Below are 22,010 nucleotides of genomic sequence, written 5' to 3' on the forward strand. Positions count from 1 at the left end.
GGGGCTTACGCCCCTTTGGATTCCCATAGAGGAACTGCCTGCGGCAGAATCTCTTGCAAGGTGCGCCCCGGAGGGGCGCGAAAAAGGCCCTCCGACCCCGGGGCGGAAAATCCAAGGAGAATCCCCGGCAATTTGACTTCATTTCGGCGGTACCCTATAATGGAGAAAAGGATCATCATCCCGGGGGAACGCCCGAGAAACAGGAGGAACACGCATGTCAAAGGTACTTTTTGTCGACGCCTGCGCGCGCGGGTGGGAGGTCTCCCGGACCTACGCGGTGGCGGAGGCGTTCATGAACGTCTACCGGGAGCAGCATCCGCGGGATGAAATTGAGGAGCTGACGTTGGCGGGGCTGGGGCTTACCTATTTCACGGGTAAGGAGCTGGAATACCGCGACGCGCTGCTTGCGCGGGGCGGGCAGGCGGACGACTATTTCAAGCTGGCGCGGCAGTTCGCGGCGGCGGACAAGATCGTCATCGCCGCGCCCTATTGGGATTTGAGCTTCCCCGCGCTGCTCAAGGTCTATATCGAGCGGGTGAGCGTGAGCGGCATCACCTTTTCGCCCGAGCCGGACGGCAGGCTGCGGGGGCTGTGCCGGGGGGAGAAGATGCTGCTGATCACAACGAGCGGCGGCGACTTCACGCACGAGGACCTGTCGCTGTACGGGACGGCTCTCTCCTACCTGCGGGGTATCTGCGCGATGTTCGGGGTGGACGGGTTCGATTACCTGTGGACGCACGGGCTGGACATCGTCGGCAACGACCCCGAAGCGATCCTGCGCGGCGCGAAAAAACAGGCGGCGGCCTTTGCCGAGAGCTGGTAAGGGCGGATTTTCGGACCGGAAAGGGCCGCAAAGCCCCTGAAATCGCAGGAAAAAGGGGATAACCGCTTGCAATCCGGAAAAAATTGTGATAGAGTATATTACTGTAAGAATAGTAACAACTGTGAAAGAGTGAGGTTGACCTCACTCTTTCCTTTGTGTATGGAGGGATTTGGTTGACCCAGCCAAAGGGCAAGCGCCCCAACACGGCCGCGGTCTGCGCGGAACTGGCCGCGCCGGTGGCCGAGGGGATCGGCGTCTATCTGTGGGACGTCGTGTTTGAAAAGGAGGGCGCGGGCTGGTACCTGCGCTACTTTATCGACAAGGACGCGGACGGCGGCGTGACGATCGACGAATGCGAGGCGTTTTCCCGCGCGATGAGCGACCTGCTGGATGAAAAGGACCCGATTCCCCAGAGCTATACGCTGGAGGTCGGCTCGCCCGGCGTCGAGCGGCGGCTGACGAAGGACTGGCATTTCAGGAAGTACCTCGGCTCCGACGTGCTGGTGCGGCTCATCCGGCCGGTGGAGGGGGAGCGCGACTTTATCGGGACCCTTTCCGCATACCATGAGGATGGGACGATCTCGGTCGAGCTGGACGGGGACGTGGAGATGGCCTTCACCCTGGCCGAGACCGCGTTTGTGCGGCTGTACGAAGAATTTTAACGGGAAAGCCCGGATTACGACATTGATGGAGGCAACCGAAAAATGGAAACGAGCAACACCGAATTTTTTGAAGCTCTGGCGCTTCTTGAAAAGGAAAAGGGCATCCCGCGAAGCCTTCTGGCGGAAAAGATCGCGACCGCGATCGGCAACGCGATCCGCCGGGACATGGGCGCGTCCGAGGACAGCGTCGTGGAGATCGACCCCGGCACCGGCCGGTTCTATGTGGCGATGCGCAAAACGGTGGTCGACGACGTGCTCGACCCGGCGCAGGAGATTCTCCCGGAGGAGGCCGCCAAATACCAGAGCGGCGCGACGCTCGGCGACGTGGTGGAGATCCCGCTCGACACCAAGCAGTTCGGCCGCATCGCGGCCCAGACCGCCAAGCACGTCATCCGCCAGGGCATCCGCGAGGTGGAGCGCGGCCAGCTCTTTGAGGAGTATTCCTCCCGCCAGCACGACATCGTGACCGCCACGGTCATCAAGACCGACCCCAAGAAGGGCAACGTCACGCTGGAGATCGGCAAGTCGGAGGCGATCCTGCCCAAGAGCGAGCAGGTCCCCGGCGAGGAGTTCCCCGACAACTCGCGCGTCAAGGTCTACGTCGTCGACGTGGTCAACGGCGAAAAGGGCCCGCGTATCATGATCTCACGCACCCATCCGGGGCTGGTCAAGCGCCTCTTCGAGATGGAGGTGCCCGAGATCTTCGACGGCACGATCGAGGTCAAGTCGATCTCCCGCGAGGCGGGCAGCCGCACCAAGATCGCCGTCTGGTCGAACGACGAGAACGTCGACCCGGTGGGCGCTTGCATCGGTCCCAAGGGTCAGCGCGTGTCGGCGATCGTCGACGAGCTGGGCGGGGAAAAGATCGACGTGGTCAAATATTCCGCCGACCCGGCCGAATTCATCGCGGCGGCGCTCTCCCCGGCCGACGTGCTGGGGGTCGAGCTCGACCCCGAGGGGGCCAAGAGCTGCAAGGTCACGGTGCCCGACCACCAGCTTTCGCTGGCGATCGGCAACAAGGGCCAGAACGCCCGCCTCGCCGCCAAGCTGACCGGCTGGAAGATCGACATCAAGCCGGAGAGCGGCTTCTACGGCGAATAACTTCCCGACCCCGGCCCGCGTGCGCGGGCGCGACAAGGAGGAAAAGATGGTACAGAAAAAACAGCCGGTGCGCATGTGTTCGGGATGCGCCGAGCACAGGCCGAAAAAGGAGCTCGTGCGGGTGGTTCGCACGCCGGAGGGGGAGATCCTGCTCGACCCGACGGGGAAAAAATCGGGCCGCGGCGCCTACCTCTGCCAGAACCCCGACTGCCTCAAAAAGGCGCGCAAGGCGCGCCGGCTCGAGCGCGCGTTCGACTGTAAAATCCCCGACGAGGTGTACGAGCGCCTCGAGCGAGAAATGGGGGAACCTCCGGATGAATGACAAGCTGCTCTCGGCCCTCTCCCTCTGCCGCAAGGCGGGCAGGCTCAAAATGGGCGGGGACGTGGTACGGGAAGAGATTATGAAAGGCGGCGCCCGGCTGGTGCTGCTCGCGTCGGACGCGGCCGAACGCACGGTGCGCCAGATGCGGTTCGCGTGCGAAGAGGGGAAGGTCCCCCTGCGGATGATCCCGCGCACGATGGATGAGCTGTGGGCCACGGCGGGCAAGCGTTACGGCGTGTTCGCGGTGTGCGACGGCGGTTTTGCAAAGATGATCGCCGGCCTGCTCCCCCCGGAGGGGGCGGAGACGGCCGAACAATAGATCCCGGGAAAGCGTTCCAACTCCGCGGTGACGGCTGTGGTTTGCGAACGTCAGGTACCGTCACTACGGACTAAGAGGAGGATTTGATTCTATGATAGAAAAGTACAGGGTCCACGAGGTCGCGAAGGACCTCGGCGTTGCGAGCAAGGAGGTCGTCGACCTGCTCGCGGCGAATTTCCAGGGGGAGCGCAAGAGCATGACCGCCCTCAACGAGCAGGAGCTCAGCGTGATCTTCAACCACTACACCAACCAGAACCAGGTGGAGAGCTTCGACGAATACTTCGCGGCGGGGCGCGCCAGGAAGGAAGCCGCGCAGGAAGCCGCCCGAAAGGCCGCCGAGCAGGCGCGCGCGGCCCAGGAGGCCGCCCGTCAGGAGGCGGCGCGCCAGGCCGCGGCCCAGCGCGCGGCGCAGCAGCCGAAGGCCCCCGCCCCGCAGGCGGCGGCCCCCGCGCGTCCGCAGCAGGGCGGCCAGCAGAACCGGCCGCAGCAGAACGGGCGTCCGCAGCAGGGCGGCCAGGGCCAGAACCGGCCGCAGCAGAACGGCAGGCCCCAGCAGGGCGGCTTTAACCAGAACCGCCCGCAGCAGGGACGTCCGGCGCCCCAGCAGGGCCAGGGCGGCCAGCAGAACCGCCCGCAGCCGCCCCGCCCGGCGGCTCAGCCGCAGCAGCCCAACCGGAACCAGCCGCCGCGCCAGCGCGGCTCCGCGACGGTGGATATGCGCGCGGGCGCCACGCAGGTGGAGCTCGACCGCTACAACGAGAAATACGACACCCTCGCCCAGCAGAAGGTGGGCAACCAGAATATGACCGCGCAGAAGCAGAAGCTGACCCAGCGCAGCGCCGAGCGCCGCCGCGGCAAGCCGGTCATGTCCCGCAAGGAGCGGGAGGACGCCAAAATGCGCCGCCTGGAGCTGGAGCGCCAGCGCCGCAAGAACCTCGAGGTCGCCCTGCCCGAGGAGATGACGGTGGGCGAGCTGGCCGCGCGGCTGCACCTGACCGCCTCCGAGGTCATCAAGCGGCTCATGACGCTCGGCGTGATGGCGTCGATCAGCGACACGATCGATTACGACACCGCCGCCATGGTCGCCATGGAGATCGGCGCGAAGGTCGAGAAGGAGGTCGTCGTCACGATCGAGGACCGCCTCTTCCAGGTGGAGAACGAGGACGACGACTCCACCCTCGTCGAGCGTCCGCCCATCGTCGTGGTCATGGGCCACGTCGACCACGGCAAGACCTCCCTGCTCGACGCGATCCGCAACACCAACGTGACCGAGGGGGAGGCCGGCGGCATCACCCAGCACATCGGCGCCTACCAGGTCATGGTCAACGACCGCCCGGTCACCTTCCTCGACACCCCCGGACACGCGGCGTTCACCTCGATGCGCGCCCGCGGCGCGCAGGTCACCGACATCGCTGTCATCGTGGTCGCGGCGGACGACGGCATCATGCCTCAGACGGTCGAGGCGATCAACCACGCCAAGGCGGCAGGCGTCTCGATCATTGTGGCGATCAACAAGATGGATAAGCCCCACGCGAACCCCGACAAGGTAATGCAGGAGCTGACCGAATACGAGCTGGTGCCCGAGGCGTGGGGCGGCGACGTGCCCTGCATGCCCGTCTCGGCCAAGACCGGCGACGGCATCCCCGACCTGCTCGAGATGATCCAGCTCGTCGCGGACACGAGCGAACTCAAGGCCAACCCCGACCGCATGGCGCGCGGCACCGTCATCGAGGCGAAACTCGACAAGGGCCGCGGCCCCGTCGCGACGATCCTCGTTCAGACGGGCACGCTGCATGCGGGCGACGCGGTCATCGCGGGCAGCACCTTCGGGCGCGTGCGCGTCATGCTCAACGACCGCGGAGAGCGGGTGGAGGAGGCCGGCCCCTCGACGCCGGTGGAGATCACCGGCCTGGACGACGTGCCGGAGGCGGGCGACGTGCTCAACGCCGTCGAGGACGAGCGCCTCGCCAAGGAGCTCGTCGAGCAGCGCAAGCACGAGCAGAAGGAGGCGCAGTTCAGCGCCTACGAGAAGGTCACCCTCGACAACCTCTTCAGCCACATCTCCCAGGGCGACGTCAAGGAGCTGCCCATCATCGTCAAGGCCGACGTGCAGGGCTCGGTCGAGGCCGTCAAGCAGTCGCTTGAAAAGCTCTCGAACGAAGAGGTGCGCGTCAAGGTTATCCACGGCGCGGTCGGCGCGGTCAGCGAGAGCGACGTCATGCTCGCCGACGCGTCCAACGCGATCATCGTCGGCTTCAACGTCCGTCCCGACCCCGTCGCCAAGGAGAACGCCGAGCGCGACGGCGTCGAGCTGCGGTTCTACCGCATCATCTACGACGCCATCAACGACGTCGAAACGGCCATCAAGGGCATGCTCGCGCCCAAGACCCGCGAGGTCGAGCTCGGCCGCGCCGAGGTCCGCCAGGTCTACAAGATCACCGGCGTGGGCACCGTCGCGGGCTGCTACGTGCTCGAGGGCAAGATCACCCGCAACGCGGAGATCCGCGTCGTGCGCGACGGCATCATCATCGCCGACGACAAGCTCGCCTCCCTCAAGCGCTTCAAGGACGACGTCAAGGAGGTCGCGAAGGGCTACGAGTGCGGCACCGGGCTCAATAAGTTCAACGACATCAAGGAGGGCGACATCTTCGAGGCGTATGAAATCGAGGAATATCGCGAATCCTAACAGCGCGGGGCTTCCCCGCGAATGTGACCGGAAGGAGGGCTCGTCATGGGCTCTTACAGGGCTTCCAGAACGGAAGAGGACGTCAAACGGGAGCTGAGCGACATCATGCGCTCCCTCAAGGACCCGCGCATCACGGGGCTGCTGTCGATCGTAAAGCTCGACCTTGCGAAGGATCTGAGCTCCTGCAAGGTCTACATCAGCTCGATGGACGGCCTCGAGGCGGCCAAAAGCGCCGTCAAGGGGCTCACGAGCGCGGCCGGCTTCATCAAGCACGAGCTGAACAGCCGGCTCAAGCTGCGCAGGCTCCCCGAGTTCAGCTTTGTGGCGGACGATTCGATCGCCCACAGCGCGGATATCGCCAGGATGTTAAACGACCTTCAGAAGTGAGGTGACGCAATTGGGAACCAGCAGACCGGTGGACGCCGCGGGCGCGGCCGCGATCATCCGCGGGGCGGACCATATCGTGATCCTCTGCCACCAGAAGCCGGACGGCGACACGCTGGGCAGCGGCTTCGCGCTGCTCGGCGCGCTGCGCGCGCTCGGCAAGACCGCGCGGATCGAATGCCCGGACGGGTTCCCGCCGCGCTACTGCTTCATGTACCCCGGCTTCACCGGGGAGGAACAGCCGGCGTTTGCCCCCGAGCTGGTGGTCGCGGTGGACATCGCGGACGTGCAGCTTCTGGGGGACCTGCGCCCGCGGTATGAGGGGAGGATCGGCCTCTGCGTCGACCACCATCCCTCCAACACCCGCTACGCGGAAAACCTGCTGCTCGACACCGGCGCCGCCGCCACGGTGGAATCGATCTACTGCATCATCCAGGAGCTCGGCGTGGGGATCGACTACCGCATGGCGGTGTGCATCTACACGGGGCTGGCGACCGACACGGGGTGCTTCCGCTACTCCAACACGACCGCCCGCACCCACATCCTCGCGGCCGAGATGATGCGCACCGGCATCGACAGCTACCGCATCAACAAGATGATGTTCGAGACCAAGTCGGTCGCGCGCATGGAGCTCGAGCGCCGGGTCATGGACACGCTGGAATACCACTACGACCACCGCATGGTGATCACCGTCATGACCCGGCGGGCGATCGCGGAGACGGGCGTGCCCGAGGAGGACATGGAGGGCATCGCGGCCGTCCCGCGGCAGATCGAAGGGGTGGACGTCGCGGTGATGCTCCAGCAGAAGGAGGAGCGCCGCTGGCGCGTCTCGATGCGCAGCAGCGAGCATGTGAACTCGTCCGCGGCCTGCGCGCGCCTCGGCGGCGGCGGACATGCCCGCGCGGCTGGCTGCACCCTCGAGGGGACGCTCGAGGAGGTCAAGGCCCGCCTGGTGGAGGAGCTCCGGACCGAACTCACCCCCGTTTGAGGGAAGGATAAGGGGCAGGAAGACATATGGCGGAACAAAACGGAATCCTTTGCATAGACAAGCCGGAAGGCTTTACATCGTTCGACGTGGTGGCGAAGCTGCGCGGGATCGCGGGCACCCGCCGCGTCGGCCACGCGGGGACGCTCGATCCGATGGCGACGGGCGTGCTTCCGCTTTTTTTCGGCCGCGCGACCAAGGCGTGCGACATTCTGCCCCGGCAGGACAAGCGCTACCTCGCGGATTTCCGGCTCGGCGTGACCACCGACACGCAGGACGCGACGGGCAGGGTGCTCTGTGAGCGGGACCCTTCGGGAGTCTCAGAGGCGGACGTGCGAAAGGCCGCCGCGCGTTTCACGGGGCAGATCATGCAGGTGCCGCCCATGTACTCCGCCCTGCGGGTGGAGGGCAAACGCCTTTACGAGCTCGCGCGGCAGGGGGTGGAGGTGGAGCGGAAGGCCCGCCCCGTCACCATCCATTCGCTCGACTTCGTCTCGTGGGACGGGGCGTCCCACACCTGCCGGATCGACGTGCACTGCTCCAAGGGGACCTACATCCGCACGCTGGTGGCCGATATCGGCGAGGCGCTCGGCTTCGGCGCGGTCATGACCGGGCTGCGGCGCACGATGGCGGCGGGCTTCACGCTCGCCGACTGCGTCACGATCGGGGAGGCCGGGGAGCTCGCGCGGGAGGGCCGGTTTGCGGAAGCGCTGCTCCCGGTGGGCGCGGCCTTCGCGGGGCTGCCCAGGGCGCGCCTCAGCGAAAAGCAGGCGAAGATGTTTTTAAACGGCGTGCGCCTCGACCCGGCGCGCGTCGCCCGCCCCGGGGGGGAGGGCCCCTTCGCGGTCTATCTGGGGGAGGAGACCTTCCTCGGGACGGCGGAGGTGAAAAACGGGGAATTCCGGATGGTTAAACTATTTACGCTGGAGGTGTAGCCCTTGCGGGTCTTTCATACGATCGCCGAGGCGGCCCCGACCGGCCGGTCGGCCGTCGCCTGCGGCTTTTTCGACGGGCTGCACATCGGGCACGCCGCGGTGATCGGCCGCGCCGTCGAACGGGCCGGGGAGGCGGGGCTCACCCCCGGCGTCTTCACCTTTACGATCCACAGCGGGCATCCCGCCCGCAAATGCGACAACTGCGAGATCATCACCGAGACGAAAAAGTTCCACATGCTCGAGAAATGGGGGGTGCGGCTGCTGCTCTCCCCCGACTTCACCGATTTTTCCGCCATGCCGCCGGAGGAATTCGTCGACGAGGTGCTCGTGCGGCGGCTCGGCGCGGCGGTCGTCTGTTGCGGCGACGACTTCCGGTTCGGGCGGGACGCCGCGGGGGACGTGCCGATGCTGAAAACCCTCTGCGCGGCGCGCGGCGTCGAGGTGGACGTCGTCCCGGCTGTGCTGTGGGGGGGCGAGCGGGTGAGCAGCACCCGCATCCGCCGTCTGCTCGGCGAGGGGGAGGTCGAAACCGCCGGCGAGCTGCTCGGGCGGGCGTTCGGCTACGACTTCACCGTCGTGCACGGCAAGCGGCTCGGCCGCACGATCGACTCTCCGACGATCAACCAGCGGTTCCCCGCCGACTTTGTGCGGCTGCGCCACGGGGTCTACGCGGCGGCGGCGCGGGTGGACGGGGTCCTGCGCCCGGCGGTCACCAACATCGGGCTGCGCCCGACGGTGGAGAACGCGTCCGCCGTCAACTCGGAGACCTACATCATCGGCTTTTCGGGCGACCTCTACGGGCAGGCGGTCGAGGTGCGGTTGCTGCGGTTTCTGCGGGGGGAGCGGAAGTTCCCGTCGGTCGAGGAGCTCAAACGCCAGATTCAGGCGGACGCGGCGGCCTCCCTGCCCGTCGCGGAACGGTACATTGCCGAAAAAAACGGAAAATAAAGGGGCATGATCCCTTTACATTCGGTCAACACTATGCTACAATAAACAATTGATGTGACCTTTTTCACGGAGACAGGGTTTTACGCCCGGGCGAAGAGCCGAACGGGATGTCACCCGCCTGTCCCTGAGATCAAGGCAAATTTAACATGAAAGGTGATTCCCAACATGATCCGCAAGGAAGAAAAACAGGAAGTCATTCTCCAGAACGCCACCCATGAGGGCGACACCGGTTCGCCGGAAGTCCAGGTTGCCATCCTCACCAAGAGGATCGCCGACCTCACCGAGCACCTCAAGACCCACAAGAAGGACCATCATTCCCGCCGCGGCCTCTTCAAGATGATCGGCCAGCGGAGAAACCTGCTCAACTATCTGGCCAAAAAGGACATCAACCGCTACCGCGCGCTGATTGCCAAGCTGGGCCTGCGCAAGTAAGTCATAAACGAAAGGCAGGCGGAGCGTCCGCCTGCCTTTCGATGCATCATCCAGAAGAATTTTACGGAGCTGTGGGCGTCCTTTTAGCAGTTACTTGAGCGCTCGAGGCGCCCTCGAACGCTGAAATACTTGCTAAAAAGTACGCAGCTCCGTGAGATAAAATATTTTTGATTACGGAGGAACTGCAATGTTTGAAAACTACAAGGTATACGAAATCGAATACGGCGGCAAGAAAATGACCTTTGAAACGGGCAAGATGTGCTGCCTGTCCAACGCGTCGATCCTCGTGCGCTGGGGCGAGACGGTCGTGCTCTGCAACGTCACCGCCTCCAAAAAGCCCCGCGAGGGCATCGATTTCTTCCCGCTGTCGGTCGACTTCGAGGAGAAGCTCTATTCGGTCGGCAAGATCCCCGGCTCCTTTATTAAGCGCGAGGCGCGCCCCTCCGACAAGGCGATCCTCAACTCCCGCCTCGTCGACCGCCCCATCCGCCCGCTCTTCCCCAAGGACATGCGCAACGACTGCTCGGTCGTCATGACCGTCATGTCGGTCGACGCCGACTGCCCGCCCGAGATCGCCGGCATGTGCGGCGTTTCGCTCGCGCTGACCATCTCCGATATCCCCTGGAACGGACCGATCGCCGGCGTCAACGTCGGGCTTGTCGACGGCGAGATCGTCGTCTGCCCGACCGCCGAGCAGCGCGCGAAGAGCGACCTGCACCTGACCGTGGCGGCGGACGAGGACGTCATCTGCATGATCGAGGCGGGCGCCAACGAGGTCGGCAACGACGTCATGCTCGACGCGATCATCCAGGGCCACACCGAGATCAAGAAGATGGTCCGCAAGATCAAGGAGATCCAGGCCGAGATCGGCAAGCCGAAGTTCGCCTTCGAGTCGGTCAAGGTCCCCGCCGACCTCTTCGAGGCGGTCAAGGAGTTCGCCATCGAGGACGTGCGCGCCGCGCTCGACACCGACGACAAGAGCGTGCGCGACGAGCGCCTTGCCCCCGTCGAGGAGCGCGTCCACGCGCAGTTCGACGACGAGGAGAAGTCCAACGCCGCCCAGATCGACGAGGCGTTCTACCAGCTCCAGAAATTCGTCGTCCGCCGCTGGCTGCTCGACGAGCAGAAGCGCGTCGACGGCCGCAAGATGGACGAGATCCGCCCGCTGGCCGCCGAGGTCGGCCTGCTGCCCCGCGTCCATGGCTCCGGCATGTTTACCCGCGGCCAGACCCAGGTGCTGACCATCTGCACGCTCGGCACCGTCAGCGAGGCCCAGAAGCTCGACGGCATCGACGACCAGGACCAGAAGCGCTACATCCACCACTACAACTTCCCCTCCTATTCGACGGGCGAAACCAAGCCCAGCCGCGGCCCCGGCCGCCGCGAGATCGGTCACGGCGCGCTCGCCGAGCGCGCCCTCGAGCCGATGATTCCGTCGCTTGAGGAGTTCCCCTACACCATCCGCCTCGTCTCCGAGGTGCTCTCCTCCAACGGCTCCACCTCGCAGGGCTCCATCTGCGGCTCCACGCTGGCGCTGATGGACGCGGGCGTGCCGATCAAGCGCCCCGTCGCGGGCATCTCCTGCGGACTGATCACCGAGGGCGACCGCTGGATGACGATGGTCGACATCCAGGGGCTCGAGGACTTCTTCGGCGACATGGACTTCAAGGTCGGCGGCACCGAAAAGGGCATTACCGCCATCCAGATGGACCTCAAGATCAAGGGCCTCAACTACGACATGATCAAAGAGGCGTTTGAGAAGACCTACCAGGCGCGCATGTATATCCTCAACGACATCATGCTGCCGGCCATCCCCGCGCCGCGTGAGGAGCTCTCCAAGTACGCGCCCAAGGTGAAGAGCATCCACATCAACCCCGACAAGATCCGCGAGGTCATCGGTTCGGGCGGCAAGGTCATCCAGAAGATCTCCGCCGACTGCGGTGTCAAGATCGACATCGACGACGACGGCACCGTCGTGGTCTCGTCGGTCGACGCGGACGGCATCCGCCGCGCCGTCTCGATCATCGAGACGATCGTCAACGACCCCGAAGTCGGCGCGATCTACAAGGGCAAGGTCACCCGCCTGATGAACTTCGGCGCCTTCGTCGAGCTCGCCCCCGGCAAGGAGGGCCTCGTGCACATCTCCAAGCTCGATATGGGCCGCGTCGAGAAGGTCGAGGACGTCGTCGCCCCCGGCGACGAGGTCATCGTCAAGGTCACCGAGATCGACCAACAGGGCCGCATCAACCTCTCCCGCCGCGACGCGCTCATCGCCATGGAGGCCAAAAAGAACGCCGCGAAGCAGCAGTAAGCGTATGGATCACATCGGGCCCGCCTTCCGGCGGGCCCGTTCTTTTTTTCTTTAAAAAAGAACCAAAAAAGCGCTTTACAGGATCAAGTGTCTTGCGCCCTGCGGGGCGCGGGCGCGGCGGGGGGCGCGGCCGGCCTGAACCAAAAGTTTTAAAGGGGTCCGGGGGCACTTTTTCAAAAGTTCCCCGGGGAGGGGCTTCCAGGGGTCCTTTTGCAAAAGGACCCCTGGAAAAATTGAATTTTCGGTGAATATATGCTATAATCAATTGTTAACGGGCGGGAAATTTGCTATGATAGCATCTGTACACCCGTACAAAATTCTAATGACAATATGGAGGTTGGTTTTTTCTTGGACAGTACAAGCGGCATATTATACCTGGTTTTGGTGGTACTGCTTTGCTTCTCCGCCTTTTTCTCCGCGAGTGAGACGGCCTATTCGTCCCTCAACAAGATCCGCATGAAGAACTACGCGGACGGCGGAAACAAAAAAGCGAAACGGGCGCTCGCGGTCGTGGACGACTTCGACCGCCTGCTCTCGACCATCCTGGTGGGCAACAACGTCGTCAACATGGCGAGCGCGTCGATTGCCACGGTGATCGCGACGGCGGTCTTCGGCGCCTCGGGCGCGGCGATCGCCACAACGGTGATGACCATCCTGGTACTGATCTTTGGAGAAATCCTGCCGAAAACGCTGGCGAAGGAGAACAGCGAGTCGATCGCCATGAAGACGGGCGGCCTGCTCCAGTTCTTCATCAAGCTGCTGACCCCCGTGGTTTTCTTCTTCGTCAAGATCAAGGAGCTTTCCCTGCGCCTTTTGAAGGGCGCGGAGGCGCAGCCCTCCGTCACCGAGGAGGAGCTCAAATACATCGTCGAATCGATCGAGCAGGAGGGCGTGCTCGAGGAGCAGGAGAGCGATCTCGTGCAGTCGGCCCTCGACTTTGACGAGATCACCGTGCAGGAGATCCTGACCCCGCGCGTCGACCTCGTCACGATCGACGTCGAGGACCCGCTCGACGAGGCGCTCGAGGTGGTGCTCGGCGCGCACTTCTCCCGCATCCCCGTCTACCGGGGCACCGTCGACAACATCATCGGCGTTTTACAGGTGCGCGACCTGCTCAAGGCGGTCGTGCAGAAGACCGACACCCGCCTTTCCCACCTCGTGACCGACTGCGTCTTCGTGCACAAGACGATGCGGATCTCCACCCTGCTCGCCGAGTTCAAGGCGAAAAAGCTGCACCTGGCGGTCGTCACCGACGACTACGGCGGCACGATGGGCATCGTCACGATGGAGGACGTGCTCGAACAGCTCGTCGGCGACATCTGGGACGAGTCGGACGAGGTGCGGGACGACTTCGTGCAGGTCGGCCGCGACACCTATATCGTGAGCGGCGACATGAACGTCTTTGAGATGCTCGAGGAGCTCGGCGAGGACGACCGGAGCTTTGAGAGCGATTACAATACCGCGGGCGGCTGGGCGATGGAGATGCTCGGCCACATCCCCGAGGCGGGCGAGCAGTACGGCTACCGCGACCTGGTGGTCACCGTGTCCGAGGTGGAGGAGCAGCGGATCCTTTCGCTGCGCGTCGAGCGGATCCCGACCCTCGAGGAGGAGCCCGGCCCCGGCGAGGGGCGGCGGGCGGACAAAAAGAAAGACGAATAATATCGTTCCCGCTTCGCGGGACGGGGAGCAGATGAATATGAGGGATTTTTCAAAGGCCAGGCGGGTCGTGGTGAAGGTCGGATCGTCCACCCTCACCCACGAGAGCGGGCTTCTCAACATCCGGCGGGTGGAGCAGCTCGTGAAGGTGCTCGCCGACATCGAGAACAGCGGCCGGCAGGTCGTGCTCGTCTCCTCCGGCGCCATGGCCGTGGGGGTCGGCAAGCTCGGGCTGCGGGAAAAGCCCTGCGACATGCCGGGCAAGCAGGCGGTGGCCGCCATCGGGCAGTGCGAGCTGATGTACATCTACGACAAGCACTTTTCCGAATATAACCACGTCACGTCGCAGGTCCTGCTGACCCGCGACGTGGTCGACGACCCGATGCGCAAGCGCAACGTCCAGAACACGTTCGAGCGGCTGCTCGGCCTGGGCACGATCCCGATCGTCAACGAGAACGACACGGTCTGCACGGAGGAGATCGAGCACGCGGCCACCTTCGGCGACAACGACACCCTTTCGGCGACGGTGGCGGAGCTGGCGGGCGCGGACCTGCTGGTGATTTTAAGCGACATCGACGGCCTCTTCGACGGCAACCCGCGCGAAAACCCCGATGCGAAGCTGCTGCACGAGGTGAAAGAGATCACGCCCGAAATCGAGGCGTGCGCCGCGGGCGCGGGCAGCGCGCGCGGCACCGGCGGCATGATCACGAAAATCCACGCCGCCCAGATCGCGACGGCGGCGGGCGTCGACATGGTCATCATGAACGGCGCGCAGCCGAAGAGGCTCTACGACCTGTTTGAAAACGCGGAGATCGGGACCTACTTCCCCGCGGCGAAATAGACACCCCCATCAAAAGGAGGCGGCGCAGATGAACAGCCTGACCGAAACCGGAAAACGCGCCCGCGCGGCGTCCCGCGTGCTCGCGTGCACGACCACGGGGCAGCGGAACGCGGCCCTTACCGCGATCGCCGCGGCGCTCGAGGCGAACGCGGCGGCGGTGCTGGCCGAGAATGAAAAGGACCTCGCGGCGGCAAAGGAAAACGGCATGATCGCGTCGATGCAGGACCGCCTGCGGCTGACTCCGGCGCGCATTTCGGACATCGCGGAGGCGGTGCGCGACCTCGTGAAGCTGCCCGACCCGGTCGGGCAGATCATCGGCGGCGGCAGCCGCCCCAACGGGCTCAAGATCGAAAAGGTGCGGGTGCCGCTCGGCGTGGTCGGCATGATCTACGAGGCGCGCCCCAACGTCACCGTCGACGCGGCCTGCCTCTGCCTCAAATCGGCCAACGCCTGCATCCTGCGGGGCGGCAAGGAGGCCATCCGGTCGAACACCGCGTTCGCCGAGATCATGTGCGGCGCGCTCGAGGGCGCGGGGCTCCCGCGCGACGGCATCCAGCTCGTCACCGACACCTCCCGCGCCTCCGCGGGCGACCTGATGACCCTCGACGGCTACCTCGACGCGCTCATCCCGCGCGGCGGCAAGGGGCTCATCCAGGCGGTCGTCAAGGGCGCGAGCGTCCCCGTCATCGAGACGGGCGCGGGCAACTGCCACATCTATGTGGACGACTCGGCCGATTTGGAGATGGCGGTGCGCGTCTGTGACAACGCCAAGACCTCCCGCCCCTCCGTCTGCAACGCGGTGGAGACGGTGCTCGTGCACCGGGAGATCGCGGCGGCGTTTTTGCCGAGGCTCAAGGAGGCGCTCGACGTCCACCATGTCGAGCTGCGCGGCTGCGCGCGCACGGCCGCCCTCATCCCCGGCGTCGTCCCCGCCGCCGAGGAGGACTACGACACCGAGTTTGACGACTACATCCTCGCGCTGCGGGTGGTCGACAGCCTCGACGAGGCGATTGAACACATCCAGCGGTACACCACCGGGCATTCGGAGGCGATCCTCACCGAAACTTATTCGCACGCGCAGGAGTTTACCTCGCGCATCGACGCGGCGGCCGTCTACGTCAACGCGTCCACCCGCTTTACCGACGGCGGGGAGTTCGGCTTCGGCGCGGAGATCGGCATCTCCACCCAGAAGCTGCACGCGCGCGGGCCGATGGGCCTCAATGAGCTCTGCTCCTGCAAATACATCGTGACCGGCAGCGGCCAGACCCGCTGACGGACCGCGGAAAGGACACTGGCATGGAGAAAACGAATCAGGCCCCGCGGCGGGACCCCGCCGAAGGGCTTCACTACCGGAAAAATAAATATGCCGCGCCGGTCGGGGGGATCTTCCTCTTCCTGGCGGCGGTGGGGCTCGTCGCGGTGGGCATCTTCTGCGTGCGCTTCACCCAGAGCCTGCTCGACAACACCCGCGAAAAACAGAAGTTCGAGCAGATCATCACGCCGGTGCTGATGTTCGACCCGCTGCCTTTCGAGTCCCCCTCCGACGTGAACCCCCTCTTCCTGCTGCAGTCGTCGCTGTGGAGCGCGATGCTCGGGGAAAAGCGCGCCAGCTACCAGGAGGACCCGCTCGAGCGCGTCATGGTGCCCGCGTCCGACGTGGACGTGGCGTGCGCCCGGCTCTACGGTCCCGACGTGAAGCTGGAGCACCAGACCTTTACGATCAACTACGTCGACAACTACGTCTACGACGAGGAGACCAGGACCTACTACGTGCCGGTCACCGGACAGGTGGGCATGTACACGCCGAGCGTCGAGCGGGTGGTCAAGAAGGGGGACGTCTACACGCTGACGGTGGGCTACCTCCAGCCGACGACCGCCTGGACCCAGGCCACCGCCGACAAGGACGGCAAGCCGGAGGCGGACAAATACATGATCTACGAGCTGAAAAAGGTCAAGGACCACTACCGGCTCACGGCAATCCGCGACCTGCCCTCCGAGCTGCTCCCCGAGTACAGCCAGCAGGTGCAGGCCGATTCGGCCGCCCAGCCCGCCGCGTAATCAAAGAGATGAGAAAAGCCCCGTTCCGCGAAAGCGGAACGGGGCTTTTTTGGCGTGAGCAGATCACCGGCCGGAGCGCCTGAGGGAGAGGCAGAGGGCCGCCGCGTAGAGCCCCGAGAGGAAGTAGAAGACGGCGGCCGCGGGGGAGAGCCCGAGCGCGACGGTCTTCCCGGCGAGCGCGGCCGCGATCATGCCGCCCGGCACGGCGATCGCGAAGAGGGCGAACGCGGGACCGAAAAAGAGGAGCTGGCGCACGCCCTTTTCGGCGCCGACGCCCGAGAGGATGCGCGCGTGCGCGAGCAGGAAGGGGGCCATCAGGATCAGCATGACGATCGTGAGCATCTGGTCGGAGACGTTGCGCAGCGCGGTGTAGGCCATAAAGGAGCTGAGCAGCTCGCCGATCTCCCACACGAGCGGCAGCAGCATCAGCCAGCCGTTCATCCGCAGGGTGCGCAGACCTCCCTCGAGGTCGAAGCCGTTTTGCGCAAGCCGGGGGTCGGGTTCGGCCGTAAAAGCGCGGAATTCGCAGGGGATCGTGAAGGGCCCGGCGCCCGCGACCCGGAAGAAAAGAAAGGCGCTGATCCAGGGCAGGGCCAGCCGGAAGAGGAGGGTGAAGAAGCAGAGGAGCAGCTTGGGCATGAGCGGGTAATCGGCGGAAAAGACTTCCGAAAGCTCCTTCAGCCGCAGCAGCGTCCAGCAGAAGAGCGCGGCCCCCGCCGCGATGGAAAGCGCCCGGAGCGGGATGGTGAAGGTGACGGACGCGCCGCGCATCCTCCGCCCGGAGAGGTACCCGGCCGCCAGCAGCAGAAGGACCGAAACGCCCAGCAGGATGTTGAAAACGAGGGGCAGCGCGCCGCCGCCCTCGTAAAAGCCGGTGGCGGGGTCGACCGCGGTGAGCTTGAGCATGACGCGCAGGATCAGGCAGACTGCGGCGCAGCCCGCGAGGGAAAAGAAGAGCGGACGGTTTTTCGTCATGGCGGCCTCCGTGAAACGGGGGCGCGAGCGCCCCCGGAATTGATTTTCAGAAAATGGATATCTAAATAATTATACCGCCTGACCGGGTCCCGGTCAAGCGGTATTGTGTTTCCCTCATTTTGGATGGGCCGCCGCGCCGGGGGAGCGGATGAGACCCATCCGAATGAAAATCAGATGCCGGCCTTTTGCGCCATGAAGTCGATCCACTTGTCGCGCTTCATCATGGAGATCTTGTCGGTGACGAGCTTGCCGGACTCCATGTCCTCGTAGGTGATCGTGATGCCGATTGGAATGAGGGATTGGGAGCATTTCCCGAGCTCCCGGATGTTCCGGTAGGGGACGACGATGTTGTCGGCCAGAAGCCCGGTCAAAACGATCAGCCGCTCCTCCGTGAAGTAGGCCCACCCCTGCTTCCAGGCGCCCATCTTTCCGACCAGCCGCTCCACGTAGCTCGCCTGCAAATAGTCGACCAGGGTGTCCGACGGGTCCATGACGCCCAATTCCACCAGATTTTGCTTCTGCTTTTCCAGTTTTGCTTCGTTCATAATCCTTGCCTCCTGTAAAATCGATGATCGGATGCCTCAGCTCCGAAAAATTTGGTGACCGGTTCAGCCGCGCTGCGCGAGGGGGACGTAGGAGTGCGCGCCGACGATCGACTTGTAGGCGGGACGGATGATCTTTTTGCCGGTCGAGAGCTCCTCCAGCCGGTGGGCGCACCAGCCCGCCGTGCGCGCGATCGCGAAGAGGGGGGTGTGCAGCTCGTCGGGGATGCGCAGCATCCGGTAGACCAGCCCCGAATAGAGGTCCACGTTGGCGCAGGTGGTCCGGTCGCTGCCCCACTTCTCCCGCAACACGTCGGGCGCCAGCCGCTCGACCGCGTCGAGCAGGCGGAACTCGCCCTCGTAATCGGTGCCCTTGGCCAGCTTCATCGCGTTCTGCTTGAGCACCCGGGCGCGCGGGTCGCTTTTCGTGTAGACCGCGTGCCCCATCCCGTAGATGAGCCCCGAGCGGTCGCCCGCCTCCCCGGCGACGGCCCTGCGCAGGTATTCGCGGATCTCGTTGTCGTCGTCCCAGTCGTAGACGTTCGCCTTGAGGTATTCGAGCTGCTCGATCACCTTGTGGTTCGCGCCGCCGTGGCGGGGGCCCTTGAGCGCGCCGATGCCCGCCGCGATGGCCGAGTAGGTGTCGGTCTGCGCGGAGGTGAGCACCCGCACCGCGAAGGTGGAGCAGTTGCCGCCGCCGTGTTCGCTGTGCAGCGTGAGGCAGAGGTCGAGCAGGTGGGCCTCCTCCTCGGTGAACTGTTTGTCCGAGCGCAGCATCCGCAGGATGTTCTGCGCGGTGGAAAACTCGGGGTTGGGATTATGTAAATACATCGAGCGGCCGTCGTACACCCGCTTCTTCACCTGGTAGGCCGCCGCCATGATCGACGGCATCCGCGCGATCAGCTCGATCGACTGGCGCATGACGTTTTCGATCGAGTAGTCGTCCGGCCGGGGGTCGTAGGTGTAGAGCGCGAGCACCGAGCGCGCGAGCATGTTCATGATGTTGGGGCTCGCGACCTTCATGATCATGTCCTCGGTGAAATTCTCGGGCAGCTCGCGGTTGTCCGCGAGGATCTCCGAAAAGCGGTTGAGCTGCGCGCCGGTGGGCAGGAAGCCGAGCAGCAGCAGCCAGGCGGTCTCCTCGCAGCTGTAGCGGTTTTCGGCCTGCGCGCCCGCGATCAGGTCGGTGATGCTGTAGCCGCGGTAGGTGAGCTCGCCGTCGATCGGCAGCTTTTCCCCCTCGCTGAGCAGGTAGCCGTGGACGTTGCAGACCTGCGTGATCCCGGCGACCACGCCGGTGCCGTCCGCGTTGCGCAGGCCGCGCTTGACGCCGAATTTGTTGCACAGTTCCTCGTCGAAACCGTTATACCGCGCGTACTCGCCGCATAGTAATTGAATATCCTGATTGAGCTGCTCATTGGGTGCAGCAGGCGTTTTGCCGTACATAACGGGAGCGCTCCTTTCCTCTTTCCACACAGATGCCCGGTGGGCGTTACCTCATATTGTATTCCGGTAACGTGTGAAAGTCAATAGACGTTTCCGCCGAAAAGCGGCAAAAATGAAATTTTCAAATAGAAATCTTGCATAAACAGGAGGAAGTGCAATGCGGTTCAGGGTGGCGGCAGGGCTGGTATTCGCCCTTTTGATGTTTCTGATCCCCCTTTTGGCGCTTGTGGGAAATGTGGACATGGTGCAGCATTCTCCCCGGGAAGATGCATCCGTGCCGCGGGCGTCCGCGCCCGCCGGGACGGGACAGGCCGCGCCCGAAACGGACCCGCCCGCGCCCGCGGCGTCCTCCGGGACAACCCCCGCGGTGACGGTGGCGGACGACGGCTTCCGGATCCTGGACGATCGGACGGGGAAGGTGTTCGAGGTGAGCGCGCGGGACTATGTGCGCGGGGCGCTCGCGGCCGAGATGCCGCCGACCTTCCACCCCGAGGCGCTCAAGGCGCAGGCGGTGGCGGCGCACACCTACGCGCTGCGCCTGCGGGAGCAGAACCGCGCCGCGCCCGACGAGTCGCTCAAGGGGGCGGACTTCTCCGCCGACCCGCAGGGCTGGAAGAGTTTCACGACCGAAAAGCTCTTTCGCGCGCGGTACGGCGATTTGGCGGACGCCTACTGGAAGGCGATCTGCGGCGCGGCGGACGAGGCGTGTCCCTACCTGCTCACCTGGGAGGGGGAGCCGATCGTGGCGGCCTACCACTCGATGAGCAGCGGCACCACCGAGGACGCCTCCAACGTGTGGACGGGCAGCGAGCCCTACCTCGTGCCGGTCGAGAGCTTTGGGGACACCCTCGCGCCCGACTATGAGACGACCGAACGGTTCCCGGTGCAGGAGGTGGCGGAAAAGCTGCAAAACGCCTGGCCGGACATCTCGCTCGGGGAGGACCCGGCCGGGTGGCTCAAGGTGACCGAACGCTCGGAGGGGGGCTACGTCACCGGCATGACGGCGGGGGACCGGGTCATCCACGGCAAGGAGCTCCGAAGCCTGCTCGGCCTGCGCTCCTCCGACTTCACGGTCGCCTGCGACGGCGCGTCCTTCACCTTTACCGTGCGGGGCTACGGACACGGGGTGGGGCTCTCCCAGTACGGCGCCGACTATCTGGCGCGGCAGGGCGCCACCTTCGACGAGATCCTCGCGCACTACTATCCCGGCGCGACGCTCGGCGTCATCGCCGGGGAGGCAGCGTCCTGAGGGTTGCAAATCGGCCAGAATATGTTAAAATGAAGGCTGTATACGGACGTGAAAAGGGGAAAAGAGACGTGGAATTTGCAAAACGCATGGACCGTTTCGGCGAGGGCATCTTTTCGGTGCTGCTGGGCATGAAGAAGGAGCAGCTCGCGCAGGGCAGGCATGTGGTGGACCTGAGCGTGGGCACCCCCAACATCCCGCCCGCGCAGCACGTCATCGACGCGCTGGTCTCCGCCGCGCAGGACAGGGGCAACTATGTCTACGCGATCAGCGACACCGCCGAGCTCCAGGACGCGGTGGCGGCGTGGTACCGGCGGCGGTACGGCGTGGAGGTCGACCCGCGCCGTGAGGTCGTCTCGCTGCTCGGCTCGCAGGAGGGGCTCGCGCACATCGCGCTTTCGGTCGTGGACGAGGGGGAGACGGTGCTCGTGCCCGATCCCTGCTATCCCGTCTTCGGCGGCGGGCCGCTCATCGCGGGCGCGAAGCTCTGGTACATGCCCCAGCGGCGGGAGAACGGATACATCATCGACCTTGCGGAGATCCCCGAGGAGGTCGCACGCGCGGCCAAGCTGATGGTCGTCTCCTATCCGAACAACCCCACCACCGCCATCGCGCCCGACAGCTTCTATCTCGACCTGATCGCGTTCGCGCGGAAATACGGCATCATCGTGCTGCACGACAACGCCTACAGCGAGCTCGTCTTCGACGGCGAGAGCTGCGGCAGCTTTTTGCGCTTTCCGGGCGCGAAGGAGGTCGGCGTCGAGTTCAACTCCCTCTCCAAGACCTACGGGCTGGCGGGCGCGCGGGTCGGCTTCTGCATCGGCAACCGCGAGGTCGTGTCGATGCTCTCCACCCTCAAGTCGAACATGGATTACGGCATGTTCCTGCCCGTCCAGAAGGCCGCCATCGCCGCGGTCACCGGCGACCAGTCGTGCGTCGCCGCGACCCGCCGCGCCTACCAGGACCGGCGCGACATCCTCTGCGACGGCCTCACCGCGATCGGCTGGCCGGTCGAGCGGTCCCGCGCCACGATGTTCGTCTGGGCCAAGCTTCCCGGGGGCCGGACCGACGACCAGGCGTTCGCCCAGGAGCTGCTCGCCAAAACCGGCGTGCTCATGACCCCCGGCAGCGCCTTCGGCCCCTCCGGCCGGGGGTATCTGCGCATCGCGCTCGTCCAGGACGAGCCCGAGATGCGTCGGGCAATCGAGGCGATAAAGAGCAGCGGGTTGTTGAAGTAACGGCTTTTTTGAAAGGAAGCCTGTCGCGGCGCTTTGCCGCGGCCGTGTCTGATGAGACAAAAGTTTTCGGGGTCGTGGGGCGCTTTTTCAAAAGCGCCCC

21 protein-coding genes are annotated in these 22,010 nt (G+C 64.9%); 18 read left to right on the plus strand and 3 right to left on the minus strand.

All coding sequences use genetic code 11. From position 1 onward, the window contains the following. The first annotated feature begins 214 nt into the window (after positions 1-214). The 16 genes from NE609_RS13690 to NE609_RS13765 all read left to right on the plus strand — a co-directional run bounded on the left by NE609_RS13690 (position 215) and on the right by NE609_RS13765 (position 16,463). Positions 215-823 carry an NAD(P)H-dependent oxidoreductase gene (locus NE609_RS13690; RefSeq protein WP_256152809.1) on the plus strand — a complete coding sequence of 203 codons (609 nt, stop codon included), beginning with the start codon at positions 215-217 and terminating at the stop codon, positions 821-823. Between the two features lie 173 nt (positions 824-996). Continuing rightward, on the plus strand, positions 997-1,485 hold the full coding sequence (gene rimP, locus NE609_RS13695) for a ribosome maturation factor RimP (protein ID WP_101552748.1): 489 nt from the start codon (positions 997-999) through the stop codon (positions 1,483-1,485). A gap of 42 nt (positions 1,486-1,527) precedes the next feature. Then, positions 1,528-2,586 carry a transcription termination factor NusA gene (gene nusA, locus NE609_RS13700; protein ID WP_121587424.1) on the plus strand — a complete coding sequence of 353 codons (1,059 nt, stop codon included), beginning with the start codon at positions 1,528-1,530 and terminating at the stop codon, positions 2,584-2,586. A 46-nt stretch (positions 2,587-2,632) separates the two neighbouring features. Beyond that, entirely contained in the window at positions 2,633-2,908 is a 276-nt protein-coding gene (gene rnpM / locus NE609_RS13705) for an RNase P modulator RnpM (protein ID WP_101552744.1), read from the plus strand. Continuing rightward, entirely contained in the window at positions 2,901-3,227 is a 327-nt protein-coding gene (locus NE609_RS13710) for a ribosomal L7Ae/L30e/S12e/Gadd45 family protein (RefSeq protein ID WP_101552742.1), read from the plus strand. Before rnpM ends, NE609_RS13710 begins: the two co-directional genes overlap by 8 nt. Before the next feature lie 91 nt (positions 3,228-3,318). After that, positions 3,319-5,913 (plus strand): translation initiation factor IF-2, encoded by a 2,595-nt coding sequence (gene infB, locus NE609_RS13715; protein WP_256152810.1) that lies wholly within the window; start codon positions 3,319-3,321, stop codon positions 5,911-5,913. Between the two features lie 45 nt (positions 5,914-5,958). Next, on the plus strand, positions 5,959-6,300 hold the full coding sequence (gene rbfA / locus NE609_RS13720; RefSeq protein WP_101552738.1) for a 30S ribosome-binding factor RbfA: 342 nt from the start codon (positions 5,959-5,961) through the stop codon (positions 6,298-6,300). A gap of 10 nt (positions 6,301-6,310) precedes the next feature. Further along, positions 6,311-7,285 (plus strand): bifunctional oligoribonuclease/PAP phosphatase NrnA, encoded by a 975-nt coding sequence (locus NE609_RS13725; protein WP_158595698.1) that lies wholly within the window; start codon positions 6,311-6,313, stop codon positions 7,283-7,285. A gap of 26 nt (positions 7,286-7,311) precedes the next feature. Continuing rightward, positions 7,312-8,217, plus strand: a complete 906-nt coding sequence (gene truB / locus NE609_RS13730) for a tRNA pseudouridine(55) synthase TruB (protein WP_256152811.1) — start codon at positions 7,312-7,314, stop codon at positions 8,215-8,217. A 3-nt stretch (positions 8,218-8,220) separates the two neighbouring features. After that, positions 8,221-9,165: a riboflavin biosynthesis protein RibF gene (ribF, locus tag NE609_RS13735; RefSeq protein WP_256152812.1), complete on the plus strand. Its 945-nt coding sequence runs from the start codon at positions 8,221-8,223 to the stop codon at positions 9,163-9,165. A gap of 165 nt (positions 9,166-9,330) precedes the next feature. Next, positions 9,331-9,597 (plus strand): 30S ribosomal protein S15, encoded by a 267-nt coding sequence (rpsO, locus tag NE609_RS13740; RefSeq protein ID WP_101552729.1) that lies wholly within the window; start codon positions 9,331-9,333, stop codon positions 9,595-9,597. A 187-nt stretch (positions 9,598-9,784) separates the two neighbouring features. Beyond that, the gene (locus tag NE609_RS13745) at positions 9,785-11,908 is read left to right on the plus strand and encodes a polyribonucleotide nucleotidyltransferase (RefSeq protein ID WP_256152813.1); all 2,124 of its coding nucleotides are present in this window, start codon (positions 9,785-9,787) and stop codon (positions 11,906-11,908) included. A 348-nt stretch (positions 11,909-12,256) separates the two neighbouring features. Next, on the plus strand, positions 12,257-13,567 hold the full coding sequence (locus NE609_RS13750) for an HlyC/CorC family transporter (RefSeq protein ID WP_256152814.1): 1,311 nt from the start codon (positions 12,257-12,259) through the stop codon (positions 13,565-13,567). Positions 13,568-13,604: 37 nt separating this feature from the next. Then, positions 13,605-14,405: a glutamate 5-kinase gene (proB, locus tag NE609_RS13755; protein WP_121587432.1), complete on the plus strand. Its 801-nt coding sequence runs from the start codon at positions 13,605-13,607 to the stop codon at positions 14,403-14,405. A gap of 28 nt (positions 14,406-14,433) precedes the next feature. Next, positions 14,434-15,678, plus strand: a complete 1,245-nt coding sequence (locus NE609_RS13760; RefSeq protein ID WP_101552723.1) for a glutamate-5-semialdehyde dehydrogenase — start codon at positions 14,434-14,436, stop codon at positions 15,676-15,678. 23 nt (positions 15,679-15,701) lie between these two features. Next, positions 15,702-16,463 carry a hypothetical protein gene (locus tag NE609_RS13765; protein WP_256152815.1) on the plus strand — a complete coding sequence of 254 codons (762 nt, stop codon included), beginning with the start codon at positions 15,702-15,704 and terminating at the stop codon, positions 16,461-16,463. A gap of 63 nt (positions 16,464-16,526) precedes the next feature. Here NE609_RS13765 and NE609_RS13770 read toward each other — a convergent pair whose 3' ends face one another. The 3 genes from NE609_RS13770 to NE609_RS13780 all read right to left on the minus strand — a co-directional run bounded on the left by NE609_RS13770 (position 16,527) and on the right by NE609_RS13780 (position 19,426). Next, on the minus strand, positions 16,527-17,438 hold the full coding sequence (locus tag NE609_RS13770; RefSeq protein ID WP_256152816.1) for a hypothetical protein: 912 nt from the start codon (positions 17,436-17,438) through the stop codon (positions 16,527-16,529). Positions 17,439-17,608: 170 nt separating this feature from the next. After that, the gene (locus NE609_RS13775; RefSeq protein WP_256152817.1) at positions 17,609-17,983 is read right to left on the minus strand and encodes a hypothetical protein; all 375 of its coding nucleotides are present in this window, start codon (positions 17,981-17,983) and stop codon (positions 17,609-17,611) included. Positions 17,984-18,046: 63 nt separating this feature from the next. Further along, a complete protein-coding gene (locus NE609_RS13780; protein WP_256152818.1) occupies positions 18,047-19,426 on the minus strand; it encodes a citrate synthase in 1,380 nt (459 codons plus the stop codon). 157 nt (positions 19,427-19,583) lie between these two features. Here NE609_RS13780 and spoIID point away from each other — a divergent pair, with 157 nt between their 5' ends. Then, the gene (spoIID, locus tag NE609_RS13785) at positions 19,584-20,675 is read left to right on the plus strand and encodes a stage II sporulation protein D (protein ID WP_256152819.1); all 1,092 of its coding nucleotides are present in this window, start codon (positions 19,584-19,586) and stop codon (positions 20,673-20,675) included. Positions 20,676-20,743: 68 nt separating this feature from the next. Further along, entirely contained in the window at positions 20,744-21,910 is a 1,167-nt protein-coding gene (locus tag NE609_RS13790) for an aminotransferase class I/II-fold pyridoxal phosphate-dependent enzyme (protein WP_101552709.1), read from the plus strand. Positions 21,911-22,010: the final 100 nt, after the last annotated feature.

This window comes from Anaerotruncus sp. DFI.9.16 (genome assembly GCF_024461615.1).
Classification (GTDB): domain Bacteria; phylum Bacillota; class Clostridia; order Oscillospirales; family Ruminococcaceae; genus Anaerotruncus; species Anaerotruncus massiliensis.